The following is a 23018-nucleotide window of genomic DNA, read 5'->3' as shown; positions in this document are numbered from 1 at the left end:
CACGCTGATGGTTGCGCCGGAAAACCTGGCCGGTGTGGCCATCATCGCACTGGGCATGGTGCTGACACCTGGGCCGAACATGATCTACCTGACCTCGCGGGTGATTTCCCAAGGGCGACTGGCGGGGATGATTTCCCTGGCAGGTGTGGCCCTGGGCTTCGTGTGCTACCTGGTGGCTTCGGGACTGGGCCTGGCGGCCTTGTTCAAGGCTGTGCCAGTGGCCTACGACGTCGTCAAGATCGCGGGCGCGTTCTACCTGGGCTACCTGGCCTGGAACATGCTCAAGCCCAGGGGCGCCTCCCCCTTCGAGGCACGCGAGCTACCACCTCACTCGCCGAAGCGGCTGTTCACCATGGGCCTGGTAACGAACCTGCTGAATCCGAAGATTGCACTCATGTATTCCGCGCTGATTCCCCAGTTCATCGACCCTTCCGCGGGATCGACCTTACAACAGTTCATTCAGCTGGGGCTGGTACAGATCGTCATTGCCATCACCGTGAACGGCATCATCGTCCTGGCCGCCTCCCGGGTCAGCAGCTACCTGACCAAACGCCCCACTGCCATGCGCACCCAGCGCTGGCTTTCCGGGACGGTACTCGGTTTGTTTGCGGTCGATATCCTGTTTCGCAAGCCGATGGTCTGATAGAGCATCCTGTACTTGATCGAGCAATAACTTTCTCTATTTTTACCGTGCAAGATGCCTCGTTATTAGTAATAAGAAGCCCCAGGCACTCGCCATGTTCTGGGGTGCTTCATTTATAAATAATCGCGGGAGGGGCTGCATAAGAAACTGCAGTTCCGACAACAACCACAGTTTTCATTCAAAACATTTAAAATCTTACTGGTATGCCAGGCGGGGCCTCATACTCGTCCTTGCTCACCTGCACCTGCACGCCAGGATCAAAATCAAGTTAAACACTGTACAAAAAACGCCACACAACCCCGACATGATGCCGATAAAGCTGACAAAGTGCTGGTGTTAACCTCTGATTAGCTTCGGGACTATCCCGCAGCCGGCCCTGCTGAATGGTCAAATAATTCAGAAATTACAAACGACAACCTGCGCCTCTCGTTCCGACTCACGCAGGCTTTCCCAGTATTCCGGAGGTAACGATGTCTATCGGTGCAATCTCAGCTTCGATTTCAACCCCCACTACCGCCACCACTCAGGCCGCGACCCAGTCTGCGACGCAATCCGCGACTGCCAGCACGACCACTAGCGGCACCAGCGCCACCCACAAGCACCATCACCGCCACGCCGAACAAAGCAGCACTAGCAGCGATAGCGACAGCACAAGCGCATCTGCCAAGCCGTCTGTAAGCGGCACCGGGCAGAGCATCGGCCAGACCATCAGCGTCACTGCATAAGTACGATTGAAGTCAGCCAAAACAACAAACCCCGCTTCGGCGGGGTTTGTTGTTTATACGCTGGGACCTACGCCATTAAACACGTCGCGGTGCCCCACAGAGACCTAACGCATCGGAACCGGTTGTGGCTGGTAGTAGCCCGGCGGTGGAGGCGGTGGGGGTGCCTGATAGTAAACCGGCTGCGGTTGCTGGACGTACACCGGCTGCGGCTGAACGTAAACCGGCTGCTGGACGTAAACCGGCTGCTGGACGGGCTGGGAGTTGGCAACAACCGCCCCCACTACCGCAGCGCCGACCACGCCACCCAACAGGGCCGGCCCCCAACCATATCCACCACGGGCCTCAGCCTGCCCCGCAACGGCGAGCACGCCGAGAAGCAAGACGGCTATTTTCACTCTTGAGCGCTGACTACTCACGATAAGTCCTCATTACGTAACGAACCGGCACTTTAATAAAATTCCGGGAATACTTATCAGACCGTTATTTTTGGAAAATCGTCACACGCCAAAGTAAATACTAGGTAAAGCATGTATCCAACTTGTTACCTGAAACTTTTACTTTCTCCTGGCCATTTCAAAAAAAGCAAAAAACACCCAGTAAATGAATTGATCTCGCCGTCCAAACTCCAACTTCTGACAATCTTCCGTGTAGATAAAACGATACTTTGCATGAACATCATGCCCTGAATATTGAATGCACCACGGTGGCGGCGACGTGTCTATGCCCTGGCGACCACCCTTTTGACCCTGTTTTAACGCAATGGCGACCGGCAGGGGACGAAGCCACAGCGGGACAGACGTCCAGCGCCAAGTCATTCATAGAGACGTCTCTTTCCCATGAAAAATGTCTGCTACTGTCAGCAGAATCAGGTATGGATGACCCTCGATGGAAACTCAGAACACTGCTCTGCTGAAAGACCTGCTGTCCGCGCGGCGCAGTGTCAGATCCTTCAGTGAGAAACCACTGAGCCTGACCGCCCTGGAGGCGTTTTTGTATGCCGGACAGGGCCGTACCTCCACGGACGGCAAGCGAACCGCCCCCTCGGCACATGCACTGCATCCACTCGCGCTGAGGGTAGTTGTGCGCCAAGTCGAAGGGCTCGTACCCGGGGTATACCTATACGACTCACAGACAGGGCAACTCGCGCGCATTGGCGATCCGATCGATAAGGGCGTGCTGAACTCAGCGGCCTTGGGTGATGAATCCTGGTTGGAAGACGCTCCCGCCGTCATCGCCATCGTCGCCGAACGAGCGGTGGCCATTGATCATTTCGCCCAGCAACAAACCGACGGACTGAGGGGAGCACGCTACGTTGATTTCGAAGCGGGGGCGGTTGTTCAAAATATGTATTTGGCTGTGACCGCAGCAGGTCTGGGCGGCGTGGTCGTGATGGGCTTTGATGACCTCAAGATGAAAGACGCCTGGCGGCTTGAACAACCCTTTTTTCCGGTCGCCGTTTTCTGCGTGGGGCATCCTCTCAACTAGAACGACGGCACACGGATAGCAGCCGCACCCTGCACGGCCTTTTTGCCGACGAAACAAAACAGGCCCCGTTTTCAGGTGGGACCTGTGGCATCAAGAACCTGTCAATGATCCACAAGCGCCTAACGTGCCGGAACCGGTTGTGGCGCGTAGTAGTAGCCCGGTGGCGGAGCCTGGTAGTAGACCGGCGGTGGAGCCTGGTAGTACACCGGCTGCGGCTGGACGTAAACCGGCTGTTGAACGTAGACCGGAGGCTGGGAGTTGGCCACGACCGAGCCCACTACGAGACCGCCGACCACTGCGCCCAACAGGGCTGGACCGCCCCAACCCCATCCCCCACCGTAACCGTGGCCATAACCGTGACCCCAACCGTATCCGTAGCCACGGGCCTCAGCCTGTCCTGCCATGGCGAGTACGCCAAGGAGCAAGACCGCTACTTTCATCTTTGAGAGTCGACTAATCATGATAAGTCCTCTTTTTTTGCGCTGAACCGGAATTAATAATATCTCCGGACATACCTTTCAGACAGCCCTTTTTGATAATTTCATGATGTACCAAAGTAAAGTCTAGGTAAATCATGTACCCAACTTGTCACCTGAAACCAATGCTGAAATAAATACCTGCCTTTGGCGCTTTTTTATAAAGACGAAAAGAATCCAATAAAGCTATTGATCCAGCTATTCCGATATAAACTTCCATTCCGCCTCCGTGAATATAAAGCGTTATTCGATATGACAATCAACACGTTATATCGACTGCTCCTGAGTGATGGGATCTGCCTATCCCCTGGCCCTTCAACGGCAGACAAGGCCGAGAGTTATGCGCGCATTGTGTAGGTGGCCGACCTGATGAAGGACGCGGGCCTGACCCACGCAGGCGTCTACCGGCACTTTGGCTCTCGCGAGGCACTGGTGGCCGAAGCCGTCAAGCATGCCCTGCACGATGGCAGCCAGGCCGTGGTGCCCATCGCCAACAGCACGCTGGACCACACCGCCGAGTTGTCCGCGCTGGTCGGTGCCGTGTCGCTAGCCCGTGCGGTAAACGACGAAAAGCTCTCCGAGGAAATTCTCAAATCGGTCGCTGACGAATTGAAAGCGCAATTGGGGTGAGGTCGCTGCCGGGTGGTTGTAGTGCCTTCCTTGATATGAAACGCTATCAACCAATGCCTTTTCGAACTCACCTCAATGTCACGCTCCCAACGTCTCCTGACCTTGATCCAGATTTTACGGCGCCACCGTTTTCCGGTTGCCGGCGCCATGCTGGCCCAGGAACTGGGGATCACCTTGCGCAGCCTCTACAGGGATATCGGAACCCTGAAGGAACAAGGTGCAAACATTGAAGGGGCCGCGGGGCTGGGTTTTGTATTGCGCCCTGGCTTCATGCTTCCGCCACTGATGTTTTCAGAAGATGAGATAGAAGCCCTCGTCCTCGGTTCACGTTGGGTAGCCGAGCGGGCAGATGAACGTTTGGGGCTGGCGGCACGTAATGCTCTGGATAAAATTTCTGCTGTCCTGCCACCTGGACTGAAGGACGAACTGGACGCCTCTGCGCTGCTGATCGGGCCCAGCGCCTCGCCTTTACCGGTCGACGTCGTGCAACCACTGATTCGCCAGGCGATCAGGGCAGAACTGAAGGTGGACATCGTCTACCTGGATTTGAAGGGTGAGCAGTCCTGCCGAACCATCTGGCCCTTTGCACTGGGTTATTTTGATGATGCCCGTGTGCTGGTGGCCTGGTGCGAACTGCGTGACGGCTTCCGGCACTTTCGCAGTGAACGGATTACCGACTTCAAGATGGCTCAGGAACGCTATCCACGCCGACGCCAGGCACTGCTGAAGGCTTGGCGTCTCCAGGAAGGGATCAGTCCTCAATAGGCGATCACTGCTGACAAAAATGGGTAGGGGCATCCGTAGGATAGGAGGCGCTAGCAAGCACGGTGCTGCTAGCGTCACTTCCATCCCCGGCCAGGAGCCACCCATGATCACGCCCAACTTTTTTATCTTGTATGTAGACAGCCCGGAGTCCAGCGCACGTTTCTATGCCGACTTGTTGGGTCGCGCACCGGTAGAGGCTTCGGCTACGTTTGCGCTGTTCGCTTTGGACTCAGGGTTCATGCTGGGCCTTTGGTCGAAGCACAGGGTAGAACCAGCGGTGGCCGACATCGGGGTTGCAGGCGAAGTGGCGTTCAGCATCGCGGAAAAAGCCCTGGTTGATTCAACCTGGCAAGCCTGGGTTGCCAAGGGGCTGACCGTTCTCCAGGCACCGGTAGAGATGGATTTCGGCTTTACCTTTGTCGCGCTTGATCCGGACGGTCATCGGCTGCGGGTGTTCGCCTCGTCGGACGCCTGATTGACGTCCGGGGTAAGCCAAGGAGCCGGATCCCGCGCCTCGTCAGTTCTCTTCTTCAAGCTGCAACAGCGCGCTCAAGATCTGGCGTTTCCTGATCAGGCGCTGCTCACGGCCATTCACCAACACCTCCGCCGCGTGGGTGCGGCTATTGTAGTTGGAGGACATGGAGGCACCGTACGCCCCGGCGGTATGGAAAACCAGGTAATCGCCGACCTCGGCAGCAGGCAGCAAACGGGACTCGACGATGCCCCCTTCGGCCTGGGTGAAGACATCGCCGGACTCGCAAAGAGGTCCGGCCACAACCGTCGCTCGCTGGGGCAAGGACTCGTCGCGCAGGGTCAGTAATGAGATCTCGTGATAACTGCCATACAGCGATGGGCGCATCAGGTCATTGAAGCCGGCATCAACCAGGGTGAAATGGTTGCCGCCCATGGGTTTGGTGGCGCGCACCTCCGATACCAGCACACCCGCCTCTGCCACCAGAAAGCGTCCCGGCTCGATTTCCAGGCGGATCGAATGGCCCAGATGGCGTTCGATCTGCTTCCTGGCGTGATCCCACTGAACAAAGTAGTGATCGACGTCGACCGGCTGTTCGCCCGCCCGGTAGGGCACCGACAAACCGCCACCGGCTGAAATGGCCTCGATATCCTGGTCCAGGCCCACCACCAATTCCGCCATGGTGCTGCACACTTGCTGCAGATGCTGGTAATCCACCCCGGAACCGATGTGCATGTGCAGCCCCACCAGGTGCAGGCCGTAGTCGCGAACCAGCGTCAGGGCTTCCTGCAGTTGGCTATGCCAGATCCCGTGCTTGCTGTTTTCGCCTCCGGTATTGGTCTTGCGACTGTGCCCGTGGCCAAAGCCCGGGTTGACCCGTAGCCACACGCGGTGGCCGGGGGAAAGCGGCCCCAGTTGATGCAGCATGTCGATTGAGCCGACATTGACCTCGACCTGCGCTTCGACCACGCGCTGCAAGGTTGCTCGATCAAACACATCGGCCGTGAACACGACACCTGCCGCGCCCTGCGCAGAATCGGTGGTGAATCCGGCCAGCAGCGCACGCTCGATCTCACCCAGGGAAACGGCATCCACCTTCGCCCCAGCCTCGCGCATCAAACGCAGGATATGCAGGTTGGAGCAGGCTTTCTGGGCAAAACGCACCGTATCGAATGCGCCCAGTTGCTGGATGCGTTCTTGAATCACTTGGCCGTCATACACCCACAAAGGGGTGCCATGTTGTTCGGTCAGTTGCAGTAGCAGGTTATCCGCGAGGGTTTTCATATCAGCAGGTCTCAGGCAGGCCATGCACGCGCAGCAAAGGGGCTATCGCGCAGTTGGCGGCATGATGGAGAAAGAAGAGCCAGTCATAAAATATCAATATTCAACAAGATCATTCATTTATGATATGGACTTCAAAACCGCTGAGCCCAGGCCCATGTCCGCCACGTTGCGCCATATAGAAGTGTTCAGAGCCGTCATGACCACCGGCAGCGTGACCGAAGCCGCCGCCATGCTGCATACCTCGCAGCCGACGGTCAGTCGTGAGCTGGCGCGTTTTGAACAACTGACTCAACTCCAACTATTTGATCGCGTGCGCGGCCGCCTGCGACCGACGGCACAGGCCCTCTCGCTATTCGAGGAAGTACAACGGGCCTATTTCGGCTTGGGTCGGATTCTCAATACGGCGGCGTCATTGCGCGAGTTCGAGCAGGGTCAGTTGTCCGTTGCCTGCCTGCCGGTGTTCTCGCAATCGCTGTTGCCCAAGGCGTGCCAGCGTTTCGTGACGCAGTTCCCTAAAGCGAGCATGACCATCACGCCGCAGGAATCGCCTTTGCTGGAGGAGTGGCTGTCGGCCCAGCGTTACGACCTGGGGCTGACCGAAGTGGCGAATGCGCCACCGGGGACAGAGCTGTCGCCCTTGATGACCGTGGATGAAGTCTGTGTCTTGCCGACTGGCCATCCGCTGCTGGAAAAGCCGGTTCTGGCACCTGAGGACTTTGCCTCGAAACCCTTCATCAGCTTGTCCAGCCTCGATAGCTACCGGCAGCAGATAGACGAGATTTTCCGGCAGGCTCAGGTCGAACGGCACAGGGTGCTGGAAACCCACAGTGCGGCGTCGGTCTGTGCCATGGTGCGCGAGCGCGTCGGCCTGGCCATCGTCAACCCGCTGACGGCCCTGGACTTCGTCGGCCAGGGCCTGGAGATCCGCCCGTTCAGCGTCTCGATACCCTTTACCGTCAGCCTGATCAAACCTTTGCACCGTCCGGCTTCCAGGCTGGTCAGCCGGTTTGAGGAGGCGTTGCGGGAACAGGCGTCGGCGATTGAAGCTCGACTGGCGGCGATCAGTGCTCATTCAAGTGTGAACTTGTAGACTTCAGGCGTTAACTCTCTGACTGGCTACAAGGACTTACCAACGTGTTCGACGAGCTGATAACGCAAGTAATTTTTCACGCCATTTGCTTTCCCGTCGGCTGGCCTATTGTGAAACTGCTCACACGAGGCAAATACCCAATCAAGGGCTCCTGGTTCGCCGAAACGCCAGAAGCCCAGTGGACAGCTGGGGTAGGACTTGCTGTTTTGGTAATCGCCATGATGGCGACCCTGAAACAGTTGGCGTTCCCATAGCCGGCAGAGCCTGTCGTCAACCCGAAATGTTAGCCATGTTCAGCGCTGACTCGATATGTTCCTCTCTATGACTCAAATGTCAGAGATGAAAAGCCTGCCGACCCACCAACAGCCATTTGCCGTGCTGTTTCTGCCAGACCTGGAAGTTTTCAATTTCGGTGGGAATCAGCTCGCTGCCCTTGATCGCTTGTCCCGAAAAGTGATGGCGGACGAAAGCCACATCACCTGACAGGGTAATGGTCTGGTTCTGCATCTCCAGTGTCTTGAACGCGCTTTTCCCCGTTTCAATATCGCCGATAAAGTCTTTCTTGCCCTGTACCTTCCCGCTGGAATGCCCATAGGTCAGGTTCTCGCCGGTCAGCGCTTTCAGCTCAGGAATGTTCCTGTTCAACATGGCCTGGGTCAGATGGTCCACCGCGGCGGCAACCTCCTTCTCCCCTGATGATGGAGCCGCAGCGACGTAGCCACTGAAGAGGCACAGGAAACCAATCAGCACTTTGATCTTTTTCACGAGGTATTTCCTTGTTGTTATGGGGACTGGAGATAGAAGAACCCGGCCCCGGCGTGAGCAGGCAGCACCAGGGATCGCGATGAACACCTGGGGACCCGTGCAGCGCCTGGACCGTTCTCGTTGCCGACCATATCGTCAGTCATCGTACAACACAATAGGCATTTACCGGACGGACGACGGCGCTACCGAGGCCATGCCGTCGAGAGCCAGGACGGTACTGCCAGCCCCTCCCTCAAAGGGGAAAACCAACCTCGACGCTTCGACGAAGCAGCTCATTGGCCTGTTTCAGATTGCCGGGTTGGCTCGAGTGAACGATCCAGATATCCATATTGAGCGAAAAGTCATCCAGGCTGATGACCGAGAGTTCGTCGACATACGGGCTGGCTTGCAGAAGATGCCGAGGAATCAACCCAAGCCCCAGGCCGGCGGCGATCATCCGCATCTGGATCGCCGCGCCGTGGGTGTCCACGCCGAGCTTAAGTCGTCGTCCTTGCCCACCCATGGCAGCCTCCAGCGCCGCCCGGTAACCGCAGCCCACCGGATTGAGGATCCACTCCTGACCGCACAGGTTATTTATGTGGGTCGAAGCGTCCACGATAGGGTGCTGTTTACTCTGAACCACGAGGATCTCGAGGGTGGTGATTTTCTGGCCACTCATCCCTTGCGGCAGGCTACTCGGAGCCGGCTGCATAAGCGTCGCCGCGTCCAGTTCACCACGAGCCATCAGTTGCTCGAGCTCGGAGCTCCAGCCAGTGACCAACTGCATTTCCAGGTTTGGGAAGGCGCGCTTCATCGCCGTCACCATCTCGAACACCACCGCGTCGGCGACGACCTGGGTGAACCCCACGCGGAACCTGCCGCTGGGTCCCGCGTCTTCCCGAGCGATACTCAACAGGCAATCCGCCTCCCTCAGTAATCCCGACGCATGCCGGTAAATCCGCTGGCCCATGGCGGTCGGGACCGGTGGTCGGCTGGTCCGGTCGAACAGCGTGACGCCCAGAGACTGCTCCAGGTGCTGAATCCGCCGCGACACCGCAGACTGCGTCAGGCAAAGGGTCTCGGCGGCCCGGGTCAGGGAAGCGCACTCGACCACGGCGGCAAAGGCTTTGAGGTCCTCGAATAGCATGCTGATTACTCATGATAATTTTAAAAATTATGCGCTTGATGAATCTAGATTTCGAGCTTAGCTTCATGGCACGTGCCGTTGAACGTCTGGCCGTTTCCCTCACCGCCCCAAAAGGATCGCCCCATGCCTTTAGTCAGAATCGACGTGGCTGCAGACACCGCCCCTGAAACCGTCGCCACCATCAGCGATGTGGTTTACCAGGCCATGGTCAGTACGGCCAATGTCCCCGAACACGACAAATTTCAGATCATCAATCGCCATGCCCGGGATGAACTGGTCTACCCCGCCGCCGGTTACCTCGGCATCACCTACACGCCGAACATCGTCTTTATTCAGGTCACCTGGAATGCCGGACGCACGGTTGAGGTCAAAAAGGCCTTCTACCAGGCAATCGCCGAGGGTATTCATACCCGGACCGGGCTGCGCAAAGAGGACATCTGGATCAGTCTGGTCGATGTAAAACGGGAGGACTGGTCGTTCGGCAATGGGGAGATGCAGTACGCGCCGACGGAATGAGATGACATTTTAAATATTGGGGTGGCGCACTCAATACGGCGCCACTTTGGCGGCTACACTACAAGGCACGGGCGCCTATCATTCGTTCAATTGATAGTAACCATCAAGGAATGCAAGTTCTGTTTTTCTGTCAAAGGAGGAGGATAGCGTCATGCCAAACCGACTTCAGAAGGAAAACGCGCGATGAGAATTTCTACCTTGCTGGCTCTTGTCGCCGTATTGACCGGCGGTTTCGTCGCCACTGCCCCTGCCTATGCAGCCGGCGATCAGTCCTGCCATTTCCTGCCGGTGGCCGACAGCGCCGCCAGCCTGAAACACAGCCAATCAGTGGGCGTGCTCTACAGTGAAAACACCGTCGGTACACTCCAGTACCTTGAGCGCTACCACAGCGTCGCGTTGAGCGGCGCGAAGAATGCGGCGCTGGACCCTCGTATCAGTGACGCCTTCGTCAACAGCTCCGATCCGAAGTTGGCCATTGACTGGCTGATGGGTTCGCTACAGCAACACTTCGCCTCGGTGACCGTCTACGACAACCTTGATGCACTGGTAAAGGCCCGTCCTGATGTGGTGGTGATGCTCGACACCTACAGCCGCCTGGTGACCAAACGCAACAACCAGTTCGAAGCGAGTTTCGTCGCAACGTTCTACGACTCGAACCTGCAATATATCGGCAAGGCCGAAGGCTTCGGTGGCAAGGAGCTGCCTTCGATCTGGGTCCACGGCAAGGCCGCGCCTGAGATTGCCGCGCAAATCAACCAGCAACGCGAGTTGCAGGTCGATGCCTTGAAGCAGTTCGATACCTCGCTCAAAGCACTGGTCACCTCGGGTGAAACCGACCGGGTCGCCACCAACTGATTTTTGCCGCACATCCTCAGGGGAGCCAAGCTCCCCTGTTCTTTTTCCCCTCCCTCTGACACTCGCGGAACATCAGCCGCCAACAGCACGTCATAAGATATTGAAGTCAGCGCAAATGACTTCAAACACGACACGAGAAAACATTAAGATTCGCATTTGTGAATATGAACAATAGTGAGTTGAAACAAATTTTCAATCGCCCCGATTATTTAAATAGCCTGTGTATCCCCTGCAACTTTTCAGTATGCTTTATTCCTTGAACACGCCTGTTTCAAGGCGAACGCCAATGATTGCCAATCACCTGAACCCCGGCACTTAGTTAGCCGGCAAGCCTTGAATGCCGCGTGCCGAAAGTCATGTGCAAATAGTGGAAGACGTGTCTGATGAACGCTGAAAAGTTCTCCGATGAACACGAGGACGAACGCTACAGTCCTGCCGAACGTGCAGCAGCGGCGTCCCGTTGCACCTGGGTCAGTGTGGCCGTCAATCTGGCGCTGTCGTGCATTCAAATCCTCGTCGGCATCCTGTCGAAATCCCAAGGCCTGATCGCCGACGGTATTCATTCCCTGTCGGACTTGATTGCTGACTTTGTGGTGCTGTTCGCTGGCCATAAAAGCAAACAGGACGCCGATGAAGGCCATCCCTATGGGCACCTGCGCTTTGAAACCGCGGCGTCGATGATCCTCGGGTTACTGCTGCTGGCCGTGGGCATCGGCATGATCGGTTCGGCCGTGCTCAAGCTGCAAACCCCGGAATCCATCCAGAAGGTCCATATCACCGCACTCTGGGTGGCGGGCGCCGCGCTGCTGACCAAGGAGCTGCTGTTCCGCTACATGCTGGCCGTGGCGAAGAAGGTGAAGTCGAGCCTGTTGATTGCCAATGCCTGGCATGCCCGCTCGGATGCAGCCTCGTCGCTGGTAGTCGGGGTCGGTATTGTCGGCAACCTGGTCGGCTATCCGATTCTCGACCCGATTGCCGCACTGGTGGTCGGCGGCATGATTGCCAGGATGGGCTGGTCGTTCGGCTGGAACGCCTTGAATGACCTGATGGACAGCGCCGCCGATGAAGAAGAAGTGGCCTCCATTCGCACCACGCTATTGGACACCCCCGGCATCAAGGGCGTGCACGATGTGCGCACACGAAAAATGGGCGACATGCTCACGGTTGATGCGCACATCGAAGTGGAGGCTTCGATGTCCGTTGAAGAGGGTCATGCGATTGCCGTGGCCGCCCGTGAAAATGTCATGCTGCGCCATCGGGTCCTGAACCTGATGACCCACATTGACCCCTGGCATCGGCCGGACCTGGACCATCTCGCCCCCTCCCGATCCGGAGCCTGAAACCAGGGCTCCCAAGGCCTGAAGCACTCGACGCGGCTTCGGGCCTTTTAACGACTGTTCTTCAAACTCTTGCGCGTCTCGTGCCGCTCCAGCGCCAGTTCGATCAGGCGACTCACCAGCTCGCTGTAGCTCATCCCGGCAGCCTGCCAGAGCTTGGGGTACATGCTGATGCGGGTAAAACCGGGCAGCGAGTTGACCTCGTTGATCAGCACTTCACCGTCAGCGGTCAGAAACACATCGACCCGCGCCAACCCGGCACACCCCAGGACCTGGAAAGCCTCGATGGCGTTGGCGCGAATCCGCTCACTGTCCTCTTCGCTGATTGCCGCCGGCACCACGACTTCGGCGGCCTGCTCGTCAATGTATTTGCTGTCGTAGGAGTAGAAGCCGCTGCGCACGACGATCTCGCCACAACCGCTGGCAATCGGCTGGTCGTTGCCAAGGATCGCGCACTCGATCTCCCGTCCGCTGACCGCCGACTCGATCAGGACCTTTTCGTCGAAACTCAGTGCCAGGGCCAAGGCTGTCAGGTACTCCTCGGCGGTCTCCACCTTGCTCACGCCCACCGACGAACCCTGGTTCGCTGGTTTGATGAACATCGGCAAGCCCAGCTTCGCCTGGGCGGCCTCGAAGCCGAGCCGCGCGGCGGTGACACGGTTCACGGTGATAAAGGGTGTCACCGCCAGCCCGGCATCACGCAGCAGGCGCTTGCTCACGTCCTTGTCCATGCACACCGCCGAGCCGAGCACATCGGAGCCGACAAAAGGCAGGTCGGTCATGCGCAACAAGCCTTGCAGGCAACCGTCTTCGCCAAGGGTGCCGTGGACGATGGGGAAGATCACATCGACCTGCTCCAGCAACGCCTGGTTGCTGGTGTCCACCAACTGCTGGCTGGACTTGCCGGGGACCACCGCCAGTTCGCGATTGGATTGGTTCAAGGCGATAAGCGCCGGGTTTTCGGCATTGATCAGGTAGTTGGAGCTGTCGTTGAGGTGCCAGTGGCCCTGCTTGTCGATACCGATCAGGATCGGTTCGAAACGCTCACGATCCAGTGCATCGACCACATTGCGCGCCGATTGCAGCGACACCTCGTGCTCGGCGCCCAGCCCACCGAAAATAATCCCGACTCGCAACTTGCCCATCTTCCGACCTCGTTTCCAAATCTGTGTTTCAGGGGGATTCCCTTTGTTGTGCGCAGACTATTCGCAAGGCGCTGATTTGGCATCCCCTGATTTGTGATTTTTGCACGCGGCTTCCTTGCAGGAGCCGGCAAGCCGGCTCCTGCTGGCCCCTCATTATTCGTCTCGCCAACGCACATCCACCGTCTGGCCGGCCTTGCCATTCAGAACAACGCTCTGCCGGTCCTCGCGGCCATTAAGACGGCTGACAATCTCGTATTTGCCCGCTGGCAGTTTGACGTAGACCATCGGCCCGACCTGAGTCAGCGACAGCACCGACTCTCCACCGGCCTTTTGGATCGTGATGTCCACATCGGGCATGTACTCACCCTTGGGCCCGATGACCGAAACGATATGCAGGTTGTAACCGTGGGTATGCAGCAATGCCTGAGTCTCATCCTGACCGATACCACCGGTCAGGTAAGGCACGCCGTTCTGGGTTTGAGGCGATAACTGCACCGCCTCCTGGTTGATCGGTTCACTCTCACCCGTCGCCCGAACCGTCGGCGACACGCCCAACAGCACAAGGCCTGGCAAGGTACAGAACAAAAGAACACGAACGGAGATCATGATGAACACTCCCTGGCTCCGGTGGAGCCCGAGTCTCATCGTTCACGCTGGGCTGTCGCCCGGTTTCATTCGACAGTCGGGTGCGGGTCTCTGGATGGCGAGCGAGCTGCGCGGATGAGCGGGGGTTGATTTCACTTCACTTCGCAGCGACTGCACCTTTAAGTCTAGTGCTGACCCACAGCGCGCTTAGATCAATATCAAGTCAGAAGAGGAGCGGATAGGACTGGCGGTTTCCAGACCTGCCCATGAACACGCCCGATGGACGACATCGGGCGTAGGTCAGGCCAACGGGGGACTCAAGCGGCGCCGAGCACACTCAGGTCCAGGCGCCCTTCGCGCAACGGCGGGCACCAGTAATAACCACCGGTAATCGGCCGGCTGAAGCGATACAAGCCGTCGACGATGCCATCGTCCAAACCGCTCATACGCCGCAGTTGCGCCTCGAAGGCGTCGAAGGAATGACCGAACGCCAGAAACATCAGGCCGGCGCCCTGCTCGTTCGCCCAGGGCATCGAGCGGCGGACCACGAAGGCCTCCGGAGCGAAGCTCTCCTGGGCGGTGCGTTTGACGTGGGCGGACTCCGGCGCGTCGTCCAGCTCCTCATTGTCACTCTTGCGCCGCCCCATGATGTTGTCCTGCTCGTGGGCAGGCAGCGCGGCGAAACCATCCAGGTCATGCTGCCACTGCTGGATCGCGGCAAAGCTGCCACCGTCCGCGGCGATCCCGGCCTCGACCGCGGCTTCGTCCACCGGGTTCTCGGTGCCGTCTTCATAACCGGTCAGGTCGTGGCCGCTCTTGTGCCGGAAGGCCTCGGTCATCTGCACCCGCTTCAGCGCCGGTGCCAACGCCTGCTCCAGCGCACGACTGCGGTGCAGCAACTCGCCACGGTCTTCGCCATGCAACCAGCACCACAGGGCATGCTGGGTCGACGGGTTATCCACACCCGCCCCAGTGATGCCGGGAAAGGCCCGCAGCCCCTCGACATGACCACCCAGCGCCTGCACCAGCGACTCGCCAAAACCGACCACGGTGTGCTTTACGTCAACCAGCCGGGCAAGATTGTCGAGTGCAGCCGGCAATGCTTCGGCGGATTCAAGGGCAAAAAACAGGTGGCGTGCCTGCAAGGGCACAGGCTTGGCAAGGATGCCGGGCTGGTAGTGACTCATGGGAACTCCTTCAGGAAAGCGCGGAGTTTACCTTTGTTGCGCCCGCTACGCTTGCGACCGAACCGAGAGCACCGTCAAAGCCTGTGGGTCATGTAACGACCACGCCCGGTTTTCTTGGCCTGGTACATGACCCGGTCCGCGGTCAGCAGCAGTGCATCGGCGGAACTTTCACCACTGCCCAGGGCAATACCGATCGAGACCCCCACCCGGCAAACCGTACCGGCAATGAGAAAAGGCGTACTCAGCGCCGCGATACACTTGGTGGCCACGGTACTCACGGTTTCTTCGGAGTCGGCCCCAAGATCGCTCAGCAGGATGACGAACTCATCACCACCGATACGCGCCAGGGTATCGCTCAGCCGTACCACCGCACCAAAGCGCTTGGCCACCTGACGCAACACCTCATCACCGGCATCGTGCCCGAGGGTGTCATTGATCCGTTTGAAGCCATCGAGGTCCATGAACAACAAGCCGACCTGCGTCCCTTTTCGCTGGGCCTGGGCCAACACCTGGCGCAGACGGCCAGAGAGGTGATGGCGGTTGGGCAAGCCGGTCAGCGTGTCGTGATGAGCGATCTTCTCCAGTTCCGCGCGTTTCTCGTTGAGCTTGAACAACAAGCGATTGAACGCGGAGATCAAGTGGCCGACTTCATCGTTGCGTACCACCGGCAAGGGCGCATGGGGCAGTTCGTCACGGGTCATGCAGTCCGCCTGCGCGGCAGCATGGAACAGCGGGCGAAAGACAAAATACAGCACGATGGAGCAGATAATGCCGAACAGGAAAATCGAGGAGAGCGCACCTCTGATCAAGAAACCCTGGGTTCGCTCAACGGTTGAAAACGCCTCGTGACCCGGCAGGCTGGCGACAATGAACCAGCCCGTGCTAGGCACGGAGGCCATGGCGCGGACCTCTTCCTTGCCATCGATGCCGACCGTTATCCCGGTACCACGAAAACCCGCCATGGCCCGGTCCTGCAAGACATTGAGGCCGGGAGGCGAGATCGACTTGAAGCCGATCCCCTGCGGCGAGGATTCGATCTGCAAGCGGCTCTGCGGAAAAATCAGCTGGAACTCGCCGGTGCTCGTTCCCCCACGGCTCTGCAACAAGGAATCCAGAAACCCGGGAGCCGAGAGCGACATCATGCCGACAAGAACGCCCTGTACCTTGCCCTCGGCATTGCTGACCGGCGCGGAGATCGGTAGCACCGGCTCTGCGTTTACCCCACTCTCGATCGGTTGGCCGACAAAGGACTTACCGGCCAACCCGGCTTGGATGTAATCACGGCCCGCATAATCGGTCTCGGATGCCGCCCCTTGATCGGGGTAGCCCGCCACCCGCTTGCCACTGGCGTCGACGATAAAGACATCAATCGAGAGCAAGGTCTGGTAGGGCGAGCGATCTTTCAGCCAGTCCCGCAGTTGTTCAGGCCGTGCCAGCAAGTCGAGGGGCACGCTGGCCGCGAGGCGCTCGATCAAGAGCCTGCGCCGAACAATCTTGCTATCGACATCGTGCGCGACATAAGTCGCCAGCGCCAGTTGCTGGCCTTCCACGACGCTGCTCAGATCCTCGCGCAGGAAGTGGGTCAAGACGTAATAACGCACGATAGCGCCAGAAACCACAATGCACAGCGCCAACACCAGCAGCCGGGTCAATACGCTGTGGTAGATTCGGGCGAAGATCAACGCTGCATGATGTTTTTTTGACATTATCGAAGTGTAACCGACGAGATTGCACTTTTCGCTATTTTCCCCAACGCTGCGCAAATACCAGCGCCAAGCCTTGCCCAGGCCGGATCGCGCCTGGCCATTACGCACTGAACTTCTCTGATCAGGAACTGGACCATGTCAGACACCCGAAACGCCTCATTCGAAGCCATCGCCCAGGAGCTCGGCTATAGCTTCGACGGTGAAATGAAGATCGGCGGCAACTATGTGCCGGCGGTGCAGAACGATCTTGAAGTGTATGTCAGCGGGCAAATTCCGCGTGTCGAGAATACCGTGATGGTGACAGGCCGAGTCGGCGCTGAAACCACACTGGAACGGGCACGGCACGGCGCGCAGATCAGTACTATGCGCGCCCTGGCGATTTTGCGACAGATGTTCGATGGCGACTTGGGACGGATCAGGAAAGTCTTGCGCATCAATGTCTATGTGCAGAGCGCGGCGGACTTCACGCAACAGAGTGAAGTCGCCGACGGGGCGTCCGAAGTGCTGTATTCGGTGTTCGGCGAAGCCGGGGTGCATACACGCACCTCGGTCGGGGTCTACCAACTGCCGAAAAACGCCTCGGTCGAGGTGGATATGGTGGTGGCGCTCAATGAGTCAGCTGGTTGGCAAACTGCCCGACCGCATTGACCACCTTCTGCGCGCCGTCCTGGATCTCGACGATCACCGTACCGGCCTCCGCCGCCAGCGCAAGACCTTCCTCGGCCTGGGTCTTGCCGCTGTTCATCAGCGACACGGCATCGCGCGCCATGTCCTGGTTCTGCCGCACCACGCCGACGATCTCGTCGGTGGCCTGGCTGGTACGCGACGCCAACTGCCGCACTTCGTCCGCCACCACCGCAAACCCGCGACCTTGTTCGCCCGCGCGCGCCGCCTCGATGGCCGCGTTGAGCGCCAGCAGGTTGGTCTGCTCGGCAATACCACTGATGGTCTTGACGATGGTACCGATCACCTGGGACTGAGCATTCAAGGCTTCGATGCCGTCACTGGCGGTCTGCATGTGTGCCGCCAGGTCGCGCATCACTTCCACGGCCTGGGTCACCACGGTGGTCCCGCGCTGGGCGGTGCTGTCAGTCTGCAACGAGGTGCTGTAGGCAATGTTCGCGGCCTCGGCCACGGCCTTCTCCCGGCTCACCTGGTCGGTGATCACGGTGGCGAACTTGACCACTTTGTAGAGCTTTTCGTTGGCATCGAGTACCGGGTTATAAGACGCTTCCAACCAGACCTCGCGACCACGGCTGTCGACCCGCTTGAAGCGGCCGGCGACGAACTCACCGGCATTCAGGCGCTTCCAGAACGCCTGGTATTCAGCGCTGTTGTATTCCGCCGGCTCGCAGAACATGCGGTGATGCTTGCCCTGGATCTGCGCCAGGTTGTAACCCAGGCCATTGAGGAAACGGTCGTTGGCGGTAATGACTTCACCGGCCAGGTTGAACTCGATCACCGCGGTGGAACGTAACAGCGCGCCGATCAGGTTCTCGTGCTCGCGGGACGCTTCGATCGTACGGGTCAGGTCGCTGGAATAGATCGAGAAGTGCTGGATACGCCCCTGGGAATCACGAATCGGCTGCAGGATCGAGCGCAGCCAGGCTTCCTGACCGTTACCGCGCAACAAGCGCACCGCACCGCAGAAATGCTCGCCACGGGTCAGTGCGTTCTTGAAGCGCTGGTGAAAATCCGAATGTTTGAGGTAGTCCGGTACGAATTCTTCAAGGCGGCGCCCCACCAGCGAACCGCTTGGATAGAGCATTTCATCGCTGAAGTTCTGATTGGCAAATTCAATGCGACCATCGGGATCCAGGGTCAGCACGAGCATTTCCATCTCAAGGCTGTCCTTGACTTGCTGAAGGCTGGAGAGTTCTTCGCGAAGAGCCGACAGCTCCTGCTTCAAGCGTTTGTTAAACATGGAAGGCACCGATGGGCAAATGAAAGCGCGGGTAGTCAGTCATTGGCATCGGCTCGGGTGGTTTTTTCTGAAGGAAGATTCCGGGTTATTTCCAGCGAGCCGCCGACTGACAATTCGACTGAATTTTTCTCGCGCCCAGGGATCACTTTAGAACGACAAGGAAGCATCCCAGGGAGGATTCTCAGGTTTATGAACACGGCAAAGCTTTTTGTTATCGACTACACCCTTCATGGCATTCCCAAGTCCTTCGTGATTCGCTCGGAGCACATGGACAATGCCGAGGCCTGGCACTGGGCAAGTTGTGATGCCGGCGTGGGCCGTATCGGCAAGTTCGGTCGAGAACGGGTGAAGAAAACCAGCAAGCCCATGGCCGAGAAATTCGGTATCGACACGGTGAGCTGGCGCCAGGCCTGAAGCCGTTCCAATGAGTGGCCAGGCGGCGCATTGCCCCTGGCCACGCGCTTATTCCGGCTTGAGCAACGCCTCATAATCCGGGCTGATTTCCGCCAGGATCATCAACGCCGCCGCCCCCAGCGCCACCGCGTCGTGGCCGGCGGTGCCGAGTTGCAGTCGCGGGTACTCGCGGTCGCGACGACGGCTGATGGAGCGGCTCAAGGGTTCCAGGCTGTCCACCAGCCGACCCAGGATCGCGGGCGGTAAAAAACCACTGATGAGGATGGTCTGCGGATCGAGCAGCGACTCGAGGATGTTGATCGCCTGGCGCAAGGCCGGCACCGCTTCGTCGAGCCAGGCCTGGACACCGGCGGCAAAGCGCGGCTCGCTCATGTCCCAGGCGCTGATGTCCTGGTCGGCGCCCTGCCCCAGATGCTCGAGCAAGGCGGCGATGGAAATGTAACGCTCCAGGCAACCATGGTTGCCGCAATGACAGACCTTGCCGCCGGGCACCACGGTCATGTGGCCGATTTCCCCGGCGTTGTGCCAGTGCCCGGAATACAGGCGATTACCCAGGTACAAGCCGGCGCCCAGGCCGCTGCCGATAAACAGGTGGATGAAGTCTTGCAGGTCGCTGGCAATCCCGTGCAGTCGCTCGCCCATGGTCGCCGCCGTGGCGTCGTTTTCCAGAAGAACCGGAAGGCCCACGGCTTGCTGCAGGCGCAGGGCGATATCGGGCTCGTCCCAACCGGACATCGCCGTCGGCCCCACCGCCGTCATGCCCTCGACACTGAAAGGCCCCGGCAAGGCCACGCCGACGCCGAGAAAGCGACCGTGGGGCAGCTGCTCGCGGAACGCCTTGACCGTTTCAAGGATCAGCGGTAACGCCTCCTCGAAGCCGGGGTAGTTCACCGCCAGGGTGACCTGGGCGCGGGTGTTACCCAACAGGTCGAGCATCACGCCGATGATCGAGTGCTGCGCCACGTGAAAACCGATGGAATAACCGCCCTCGGGGTTGATCGACAATGGCACTGGCGGCTGGCCGCGACCGATTTTCTCGGCCGCATGCACCAGCAGCATCCCCTCCTCCTGCAACTCGGTGACGATGTTCGACACCGTCTGCGCCGTCAGCGACGTCAGCCGCGTCAGGTCGGCCCGGGTCAGGCGGCCGCCCAGGCGAATGGCTTCGAGGATCACCCGGCGGTTATGCAGGCGGGCGTGTTCAGCGTTGGTGCCGGTGGTCACCGTGCGGGTGTTCTGGAGACTTTTCATCGGTGAATGATCGGTGCTGCCAATTAATTAAATCAAGTTGAATTAATACTCATGACGTGCTTTTCTATTCGTCAGGTCGCCGCGGTCCCAGGCGCCCGGAACCCATAACAATAACGATACCGAGTCGATGCAAGGCGTCGCCGGCACGCAGCACCTTCGCTACCTGCCCGCCACCTTCGGTCACTCACGCAAGAGGACGTCACACCATGAGCACCTCCAATCCCCCCGGACAGAGCGCGTCCGGCAGCAAACGCAAGATCGGCCTGTTTCCCGCCACGGCCATCAACATGAGCCAGATGTGCGGCGTCGGCCCATTCATCACCATTCCCACCATGATCGTCATCATGGGCGGCCCGCAGGCTTACCTGGGCTGGATCCTCGGTGCGCTGCTGGCCCTGTGCGACGGCCTGGTCTGGGCCGAGCTCGGCGCCTCGCTGCCCGGTGCCGGCGGTACCTACGTCTACCTGCGTGAAGCCTTTGGCAAGCGTACCGGCAAGCTGCTGCCGTTCCTGTTCGTGTGGACCGCGATGCTGTTTATCCCGCTGATCATGTCCACCGGGATCATCGGCTTCGTGCAGTACCTGACCTGGTTCTGGCCGGACATGAGCCAGACCACCGGCAACCTCATCGGCCTGGTGCTGATCTGGCTGATCATTGTGCTGCTCTGGCGCAAGATCGAGTCCATCGCCCGCCTGAGCATCGTGCTCTGGGTGATCATGCTGGCGAGCATCGCGGCGCTGATCGCCGCGGCCTTTTCGCACTTTCATCCGGAACTGGCCTTCAGCTTTCCCGAAGGAGCCTTCAACCTGGGCGACAGCAGCTTCTGGCTCGGCATGGCCGGCGGCCTGACCATCGGCATCTACGACTACCTGGGCTACAACACCTCGGCCTACCTGGCGGGGGAAGTCGAACAACCGGGTCGGGTGATTCCCAAGTCGATCATCTGGTCGGTGCTCGGCATGCTGGTGGTCTACCTGTTGATGCAGGTCGGGGTGCTCGGCGTGGTGGACTGGCACCGCATGCTCGACCAGAAGTCGGCGGCCTATAACTCCGTGGCTTCGGTGCTGCTGAGTGAAACCTGGGGCGACACCGCCGCCGCCGTGGTCACCGTGCTGATCCTGATCACCGCCGTGGCCTCGGTGTTCGCCGGCCTGCTCGGGGGTTCGCGGGTGCCATTCGAAGCGGCGAAGGACAAGGTATTCTTCAATGCCTTCAGCGTCACCCATCCCAAGCACGACTTTCCGGTCTACGGCATCCTGAGCATGGGCGTGCTGACCTCCGGCGGTTTCATGATCGGTCGCCTGACCGACCTCACCACCCTGATCCAGTTGCTGACCACGGTGATGATCCTGGTGCAGTCGGTGGCGCAGATCATTTCGTTGTTCGTGCTGCGCAAGACCAAGCCGCACCTGAGCCGTCCCTACACCATGTGGCTGTATCCGATACCGGCGGTGATCGCCCTGCTGGGCTGGGTCTACATTTACCTGGCGTCCAACCACAACGCCCCTGGCGCCTATCCGATCCAGTGGTCGCTGGTGTGGGTCGCAGCCGGCTGCGTGGCCTACCTGTTCTGGGCGCGGGTACAACAACTCTGGCCCTTCAACAAGACAAGCGATACCCATGACGCACGAACCGCTGAATAACCCGGGCGCTGCGGCGCCCACCCAAGGTGTGCTGCTGGCGATCGACGTCGGCGGCACCAAGACCCAGATCGCCTGCTACGACCCGGTCAGCCAGCATCTGCGCACACGCCGACTGACCACCCATGCCGACGGCGCCCGTGGCGTGCCGGCCCTCGAGCGCATCATTGCGGCGGCACGTGCTTGCGTCGCTGACTTCGGTGGCTCGCGGGTGGCCAGTGTGGCCGCGGTGTTCCCCGGTGTAGTGCGCGGTCGCAGCCTGCTGATGGCACCGAACACCCCGGGCTTCGAAGACCTCGACCTGCCGTCGCTGTTGGGCGAAGGCCTGGGCACCCAGGCCGTGCTGCTCGACAACGACGTCAAGGCCGGCGCCCTGGCCGAAGCCCGTTGGGGCGCGCTGGTGGGAATCGACAACGCCATCTACCTCAACCTGGGCACCGGGTTGGCGGCGGCGGCCATCGCCAATGGCCGCCTGATACGCGGCCAGAACGGCGCGGCCATGGAAATCGGCTACATGCTCGAGCCCTTTCTTGATCCGATGTACCCGGAACTGTGGCGGACCCACGCGCAAGGCGCCGCGCCACTGGAGGAGTTTTTCTCCGGCGCTGCGCTGACCCGCCTGGCCACGGAGATGCTCGGCCAGGGCCATCGGGCCCTGGACTTGTTTACCAGCCGTGACCTGACGGTACGCCAGGTGCTGGAACGGCGTATCGCCGGCATGGCGGTGCAGGTCAGCAACCTCGCCGTGGCCCTCGACGTCGAGCGCATCGCCATCGGTGGCGGGCTGTTCCATCAGGCCTCGACCCTGGCGCCGGCGCTGAAACAACTGATCGGCCAGGCGGTGCCCTTCCCCCCGGAGATTGTCGCCGCCCACTTCACCCATGACGCGCCGCTGTGGGGCGCCTTGAGCATGGCCATGGACGCCGCCGGCCTGAGCTTCATTCCCGGCGATCTTCTTTGTGTACCCGACAGCCCGCAGGGCTGACGGACATCCAGG

Annotated in this window: 26 protein-coding genes; 14 read left to right on the top strand and 12 right to left on the bottom strand. The window is 59.5% G+C overall.

All coding sequences use genetic code 11. The features are described 5' to 3' along the window. Window positions 1-7 precede the first annotated feature (7 nt). Window positions 8-643, top strand: coding sequence for a LysE family translocator (locus HX866_RS00215; RefSeq protein ID WP_177104673.1), 636 nt, complete (start codon window positions 8-10; stop codon window positions 641-643). A gap of 829 nt (window positions 644-1472) precedes the next feature. On the opposite strand, the gene HX866_RS00210 is transcribed toward HX866_RS00215, so the two are convergent. Both HX866_RS00210 and HX866_RS00205 read right to left on the bottom strand, forming a co-directional pair. Continuing rightward, on the bottom strand, window positions 1473-1784 hold the full coding sequence (locus HX866_RS00210) for a hypothetical protein (protein WP_371316766.1): 312 nt from the start codon (window positions 1782-1784) through the stop codon (window positions 1473-1475). Window positions 1785-1922: 138 nt separating this feature from the next. Continuing rightward, window positions 1923-2183 (bottom strand): hypothetical protein, encoded by a 261-nt coding sequence (locus tag HX866_RS00205; RefSeq protein WP_177093274.1) that lies wholly within the window; start codon window positions 2181-2183, stop codon window positions 1923-1925. 70 nt (window positions 2184-2253) lie between these two features. Here HX866_RS00205 and HX866_RS00200 point away from each other — a divergent pair, with 70 nt between their 5' ends. Continuing rightward, the gene (locus HX866_RS00200) at window positions 2254-2853 is read left to right on the top strand and encodes a SagB/ThcOx family dehydrogenase (protein ID WP_177093275.1); all 600 of its coding nucleotides are present in this window, start codon (window positions 2254-2256) and stop codon (window positions 2851-2853) included. Window positions 2854-2972: 119 nt separating this feature from the next. On the opposite strand, the gene HX866_RS00195 is transcribed toward HX866_RS00200, so the two are convergent. Then, window positions 2973-3314, bottom strand: a complete 342-nt coding sequence (locus HX866_RS00195; RefSeq protein WP_256261507.1) for a hypothetical protein — start codon at window positions 3312-3314, stop codon at window positions 2973-2975. A gap of 384 nt (window positions 3315-3698) precedes the next feature. Here HX866_RS00195 and HX866_RS00190 point away from each other — a divergent pair, with 384 nt between their 5' ends. The 3 genes from HX866_RS00190 to HX866_RS00180 all read left to right on the top strand — a co-directional run bounded on the left by HX866_RS00190 (window position 3699) and on the right by HX866_RS00180 (window position 5199). After that, the gene (locus HX866_RS00190; RefSeq protein WP_177137705.1) at window positions 3699-3959 is read left to right on the top strand and encodes a TetR family transcriptional regulator; all 261 of its coding nucleotides are present in this window, start codon (window positions 3699-3701) and stop codon (window positions 3957-3959) included. 75 nt (window positions 3960-4034) lie between these two features. After that, on the top strand, window positions 4035-4724 hold the full coding sequence (locus HX866_RS00185; RefSeq protein WP_177137703.1) for a helix-turn-helix transcriptional regulator: 690 nt from the start codon (window positions 4035-4037) through the stop codon (window positions 4722-4724). A gap of 103 nt (window positions 4725-4827) precedes the next feature. After that, on the top strand, window positions 4828-5199 hold the full coding sequence (locus HX866_RS00180; protein ID WP_177137702.1) for a VOC family protein: 372 nt from the start codon (window positions 4828-4830) through the stop codon (window positions 5197-5199). Between the two features lie 42 nt (window positions 5200-5241). Here the strand turns inward: HX866_RS00180 and lysA are convergent, their stop codons facing one another. Further along, window positions 5242-6480, bottom strand: a complete 1239-nt coding sequence (gene lysA, locus HX866_RS00175) for a diaminopimelate decarboxylase (protein ID WP_177137700.1) — start codon at window positions 6478-6480, stop codon at window positions 5242-5244. Window positions 6481-6634: 154 nt separating this feature from the next. Here lysA and HX866_RS00170 point away from each other — a divergent pair, with 154 nt between their 5' ends. Together HX866_RS00170 and HX866_RS00165 are read left to right on the top strand one after the other, a co-directional pair. Continuing rightward, window positions 6635-7570 (top strand): LysR family transcriptional regulator, encoded by a 936-nt coding sequence (locus HX866_RS00170; RefSeq protein ID WP_177104683.1) that lies wholly within the window; start codon window positions 6635-6637, stop codon window positions 7568-7570. 44 nt (window positions 7571-7614) lie between these two features. Further along, window positions 7615-7824, top strand: a complete 210-nt coding sequence (locus HX866_RS00165; protein WP_177137698.1) for a hypothetical protein — start codon at window positions 7615-7617, stop codon at window positions 7822-7824. A gap of 79 nt (window positions 7825-7903) precedes the next feature. Here HX866_RS00165 and HX866_RS00160 read toward each other — a convergent pair whose 3' ends face one another. Both HX866_RS00160 and HX866_RS00155 read right to left on the bottom strand, forming a co-directional pair. After that, window positions 7904-8335, bottom strand: coding sequence for a nuclear transport factor 2 family protein (locus HX866_RS00160; protein WP_177093283.1), 432 nt, complete (start codon window positions 8333-8335; stop codon window positions 7904-7906). Between the two features lie 232 nt (window positions 8336-8567). Further along, window positions 8568-9461 carry a LysR family transcriptional regulator gene (locus HX866_RS00155; protein ID WP_218179609.1) on the bottom strand — a complete coding sequence of 298 codons (894 nt, stop codon included), beginning with the start codon at window positions 9459-9461 and terminating at the stop codon, window positions 8568-8570. 123 nt (window positions 9462-9584) lie between these two features. Here HX866_RS00155 and HX866_RS00150 point away from each other — a divergent pair, with 123 nt between their 5' ends. The 3 genes from HX866_RS00150 (at window position 9585) to HX866_RS00140 (ending at window position 12172) form a co-directional block, all read left to right on the top strand. Further along, window positions 9585-9977 carry a tautomerase family protein gene (locus HX866_RS00150; RefSeq protein WP_177137696.1) on the top strand — a complete coding sequence of 131 codons (393 nt, stop codon included), beginning with the start codon at window positions 9585-9587 and terminating at the stop codon, window positions 9975-9977. A 183-nt stretch (window positions 9978-10160) separates the two neighbouring features. Then, window positions 10161-10832, top strand: coding sequence for an ATPase (locus HX866_RS00145; protein ID WP_177137694.1), 672 nt, complete (start codon window positions 10161-10163; stop codon window positions 10830-10832). Between the two features lie 383 nt (window positions 10833-11215). Further along, complete coding sequence (locus HX866_RS00140; protein WP_177137691.1) at window positions 11216-12172, top strand: cation diffusion facilitator family transporter; 957 nt, start codon at window positions 11216-11218, stop codon at window positions 12170-12172. A 47-nt stretch (window positions 12173-12219) separates the two neighbouring features. Here the strand turns inward: HX866_RS00140 and ddlA are convergent, their stop codons facing one another. The 4 genes from ddlA to HX866_RS00120 all read right to left on the bottom strand — a co-directional run bounded on the left by ddlA (window position 12220) and on the right by HX866_RS00120 (window position 16792). Next, complete coding sequence (gene ddlA, locus HX866_RS00135; RefSeq protein ID WP_177137690.1) at window positions 12220-13314, bottom strand: D-alanine--D-alanine ligase; 1095 nt, start codon at window positions 13312-13314, stop codon at window positions 12220-12222. A 153-nt stretch (window positions 13315-13467) separates the two neighbouring features. After that, window positions 13468-13920, bottom strand: a complete 453-nt coding sequence (locus HX866_RS00130) for a carboxypeptidase regulatory-like domain-containing protein (RefSeq protein ID WP_177093288.1) — start codon at window positions 13918-13920, stop codon at window positions 13468-13470. Between the two features lie 296 nt (window positions 13921-14216). Beyond that, window positions 14217-15086, bottom strand: a complete 870-nt coding sequence (locus HX866_RS00125) for a Dyp-type peroxidase (protein WP_177125705.1) — start codon at window positions 15084-15086, stop codon at window positions 14217-14219. 74 nt (window positions 15087-15160) lie between these two features. After that, entirely contained in the window at window positions 15161-16792 is a 1632-nt protein-coding gene (locus tag HX866_RS00120) for a sensor domain-containing diguanylate cyclase (RefSeq protein ID WP_177125704.1), read from the bottom strand. A 135-nt stretch (window positions 16793-16927) separates the two neighbouring features. Between HX866_RS00120 and HX866_RS00115 the strand changes: the two genes are divergently transcribed. After that, on the top strand, window positions 16928-17440 hold the full coding sequence (locus tag HX866_RS00115) for a RidA family protein (protein ID WP_177104695.1): 513 nt from the start codon (window positions 16928-16930) through the stop codon (window positions 17438-17440). Here the strand turns inward: HX866_RS00115 and HX866_RS00110 are convergent. After that, window positions 17400-18716: a methyl-accepting chemotaxis protein gene (locus HX866_RS00110; RefSeq protein WP_177093292.1), complete on the bottom strand. Its 1317-nt coding sequence runs from the start codon at window positions 18714-18716 to the stop codon at window positions 17400-17402. The genes HX866_RS00115 and HX866_RS00110 overlap by 41 nt on opposite strands. A gap of 189 nt (window positions 18717-18905) precedes the next feature. Between HX866_RS00110 and HX866_RS00105 the strand changes: the two genes are divergently transcribed. After that, window positions 18906-19130, top strand: a complete 225-nt coding sequence (locus tag HX866_RS00105) for a DUF6555 family protein (protein ID WP_177093293.1) — start codon at window positions 18906-18908, stop codon at window positions 19128-19130. A gap of 48 nt (window positions 19131-19178) precedes the next feature. Here the strand turns inward: HX866_RS00105 and HX866_RS00100 are convergent, their stop codons facing one another. Beyond that, the gene (locus HX866_RS00100) at window positions 19179-20381 is read right to left on the bottom strand and encodes an ROK family transcriptional regulator (protein WP_177137688.1); all 1203 of its coding nucleotides are present in this window, start codon (window positions 20379-20381) and stop codon (window positions 19179-19181) included. Window positions 20382-20587: 206 nt separating this feature from the next. On the opposite strand from HX866_RS00100, the gene HX866_RS00095 reads away from it, so the two are divergent. After that, window positions 20588-22024: an APC family permease gene (locus tag HX866_RS00095; RefSeq protein ID WP_177104701.1), complete on the top strand. Its 1437-nt coding sequence runs from the start codon at window positions 20588-20590 to the stop codon at window positions 22022-22024. Then, a complete protein-coding gene (locus HX866_RS00090) occupies window positions 22002-23006 on the top strand; it encodes an ROK family protein (RefSeq protein ID WP_177137686.1) in 1005 nt (334 codons plus the stop codon). Before HX866_RS00095 ends, HX866_RS00090 begins: the two co-directional genes overlap by 23 nt. Window positions 23007-23018: the final 12 nt, after the last annotated feature.

The organism is Pseudomonas gingeri (assembly GCF_013386165.1).
GTDB classification, from domain to species: domain Bacteria; phylum Pseudomonadota; class Gammaproteobacteria; order Pseudomonadales; family Pseudomonadaceae; genus Aquipseudomonas; species Aquipseudomonas gingeri_C.
This window is presented reverse-complemented; position numbering and strand designations above follow the sequence as displayed.

Bases quoted from the DNA above. Each gene is read 5' to 3' on its own strand.
- HX866_RS00215 (WP_177104673.1), top strand. From the start codon at position 8: ATGGTTGCGCCGGAAAACCTGGCCGGTGTGGCCATCATCGCACTGGGC.
- HX866_RS00205 (WP_177093274.1), bottom strand. From the start codon at position 2,183: ATGACTTGGCGCTGGACGTCTGTCCCGCTGTGGCTTCGTCCCCTGCCG.
- HX866_RS00200 (WP_177093275.1), top strand. From the start codon at position 2,254: ATGGAAACTCAGAACACTGCTCTGCTGAAAGACCTGCTGTCCGCGCGG.
- HX866_RS00195 (WP_256261507.1), bottom strand. From the start codon at position 3,314: ATGATTAGTCGACTCTCAAAGATGAAAGTAGCGGTCTTGCTCCTTGGC.
- HX866_RS00190 (WP_177137705.1), top strand. From the start codon at position 3,699: ATGAAGGACGCGGGCCTGACCCACGCAGGCGTCTACCGGCACTTTGGC.
- HX866_RS00185 (WP_177137703.1), top strand. From the start codon at position 4,035: ATGTCACGCTCCCAACGTCTCCTGACCTTGATCCAGATTTTACGGCGC.
- HX866_RS00180 (WP_177137702.1), top strand. From the start codon at position 4,828: ATGATCACGCCCAACTTTTTTATCTTGTATGTAGACAGCCCGGAGTCC.
- lysA (WP_177137700.1), bottom strand. From the start codon at position 6,480: ATGAAAACCCTCGCGGATAACCTGCTACTGCAACTGACCGAACAACAT.
- HX866_RS00170 (WP_177104683.1), top strand. From the start codon at position 6,635: ATGTCCGCCACGTTGCGCCATATAGAAGTGTTCAGAGCCGTCATGACC.
- HX866_RS00155 (WP_218179609.1), bottom strand. From the start codon at position 9,461: ATGCTATTCGAGGACCTCAAAGCCTTTGCCGCCGTGGTCGAGTGCGCT.
- HX866_RS00150 (WP_177137696.1), top strand. From the start codon at position 9,585: ATGCCTTTAGTCAGAATCGACGTGGCTGCAGACACCGCCCCTGAAACC.
- HX866_RS00145 (WP_177137694.1), top strand. From the start codon at position 10,161: ATGAGAATTTCTACCTTGCTGGCTCTTGTCGCCGTATTGACCGGCGGT.
- HX866_RS00140 (WP_177137691.1), top strand. From the start codon at position 11,216: ATGAACGCTGAAAAGTTCTCCGATGAACACGAGGACGAACGCTACAGT.
- ddlA (WP_177137690.1), bottom strand. From the start codon at position 13,314: ATGGGCAAGTTGCGAGTCGGGATTATTTTCGGTGGGCTGGGCGCCGAG.
- HX866_RS00130 (WP_177093288.1), bottom strand. From the start codon at position 13,920: ATGATCTCCGTTCGTGTTCTTTTGTTCTGTACCTTGCCAGGCCTTGTG.
- HX866_RS00125 (WP_177125705.1), bottom strand. From the start codon at position 15,086: ATGAGTCACTACCAGCCCGGCATCCTTGCCAAGCCTGTGCCCTTGCAG.
- HX866_RS00120 (WP_177125704.1), bottom strand. From the start codon at position 16,792: ATGTCAAAAAAACATCATGCAGCGTTGATCTTCGCCCGAATCTACCAC.
- HX866_RS00115 (WP_177104695.1), top strand. From the start codon at position 16,928: ATGTCAGACACCCGAAACGCCTCATTCGAAGCCATCGCCCAGGAGCTC.
- HX866_RS00110 (WP_177093292.1), bottom strand. From the start codon at position 18,716: ATGTTTAACAAACGCTTGAAGCAGGAGCTGTCGGCTCTTCGCGAAGAA.
- HX866_RS00105 (WP_177093293.1), top strand. From the start codon at position 18,906: ATGAACACGGCAAAGCTTTTTGTTATCGACTACACCCTTCATGGCATT.
- HX866_RS00100 (WP_177137688.1), bottom strand. From the start codon at position 20,381: ATGAAAAGTCTCCAGAACACCCGCACGGTGACCACCGGCACCAACGCT.
- HX866_RS00095 (WP_177104701.1), top strand. From the start codon at position 20,588: ATGAGCACCTCCAATCCCCCCGGACAGAGCGCGTCCGGCAGCAAACGC.
- HX866_RS00090 (WP_177137686.1), top strand. From the start codon at position 22,002: ATGACGCACGAACCGCTGAATAACCCGGGCGCTGCGGCGCCCACCCAA.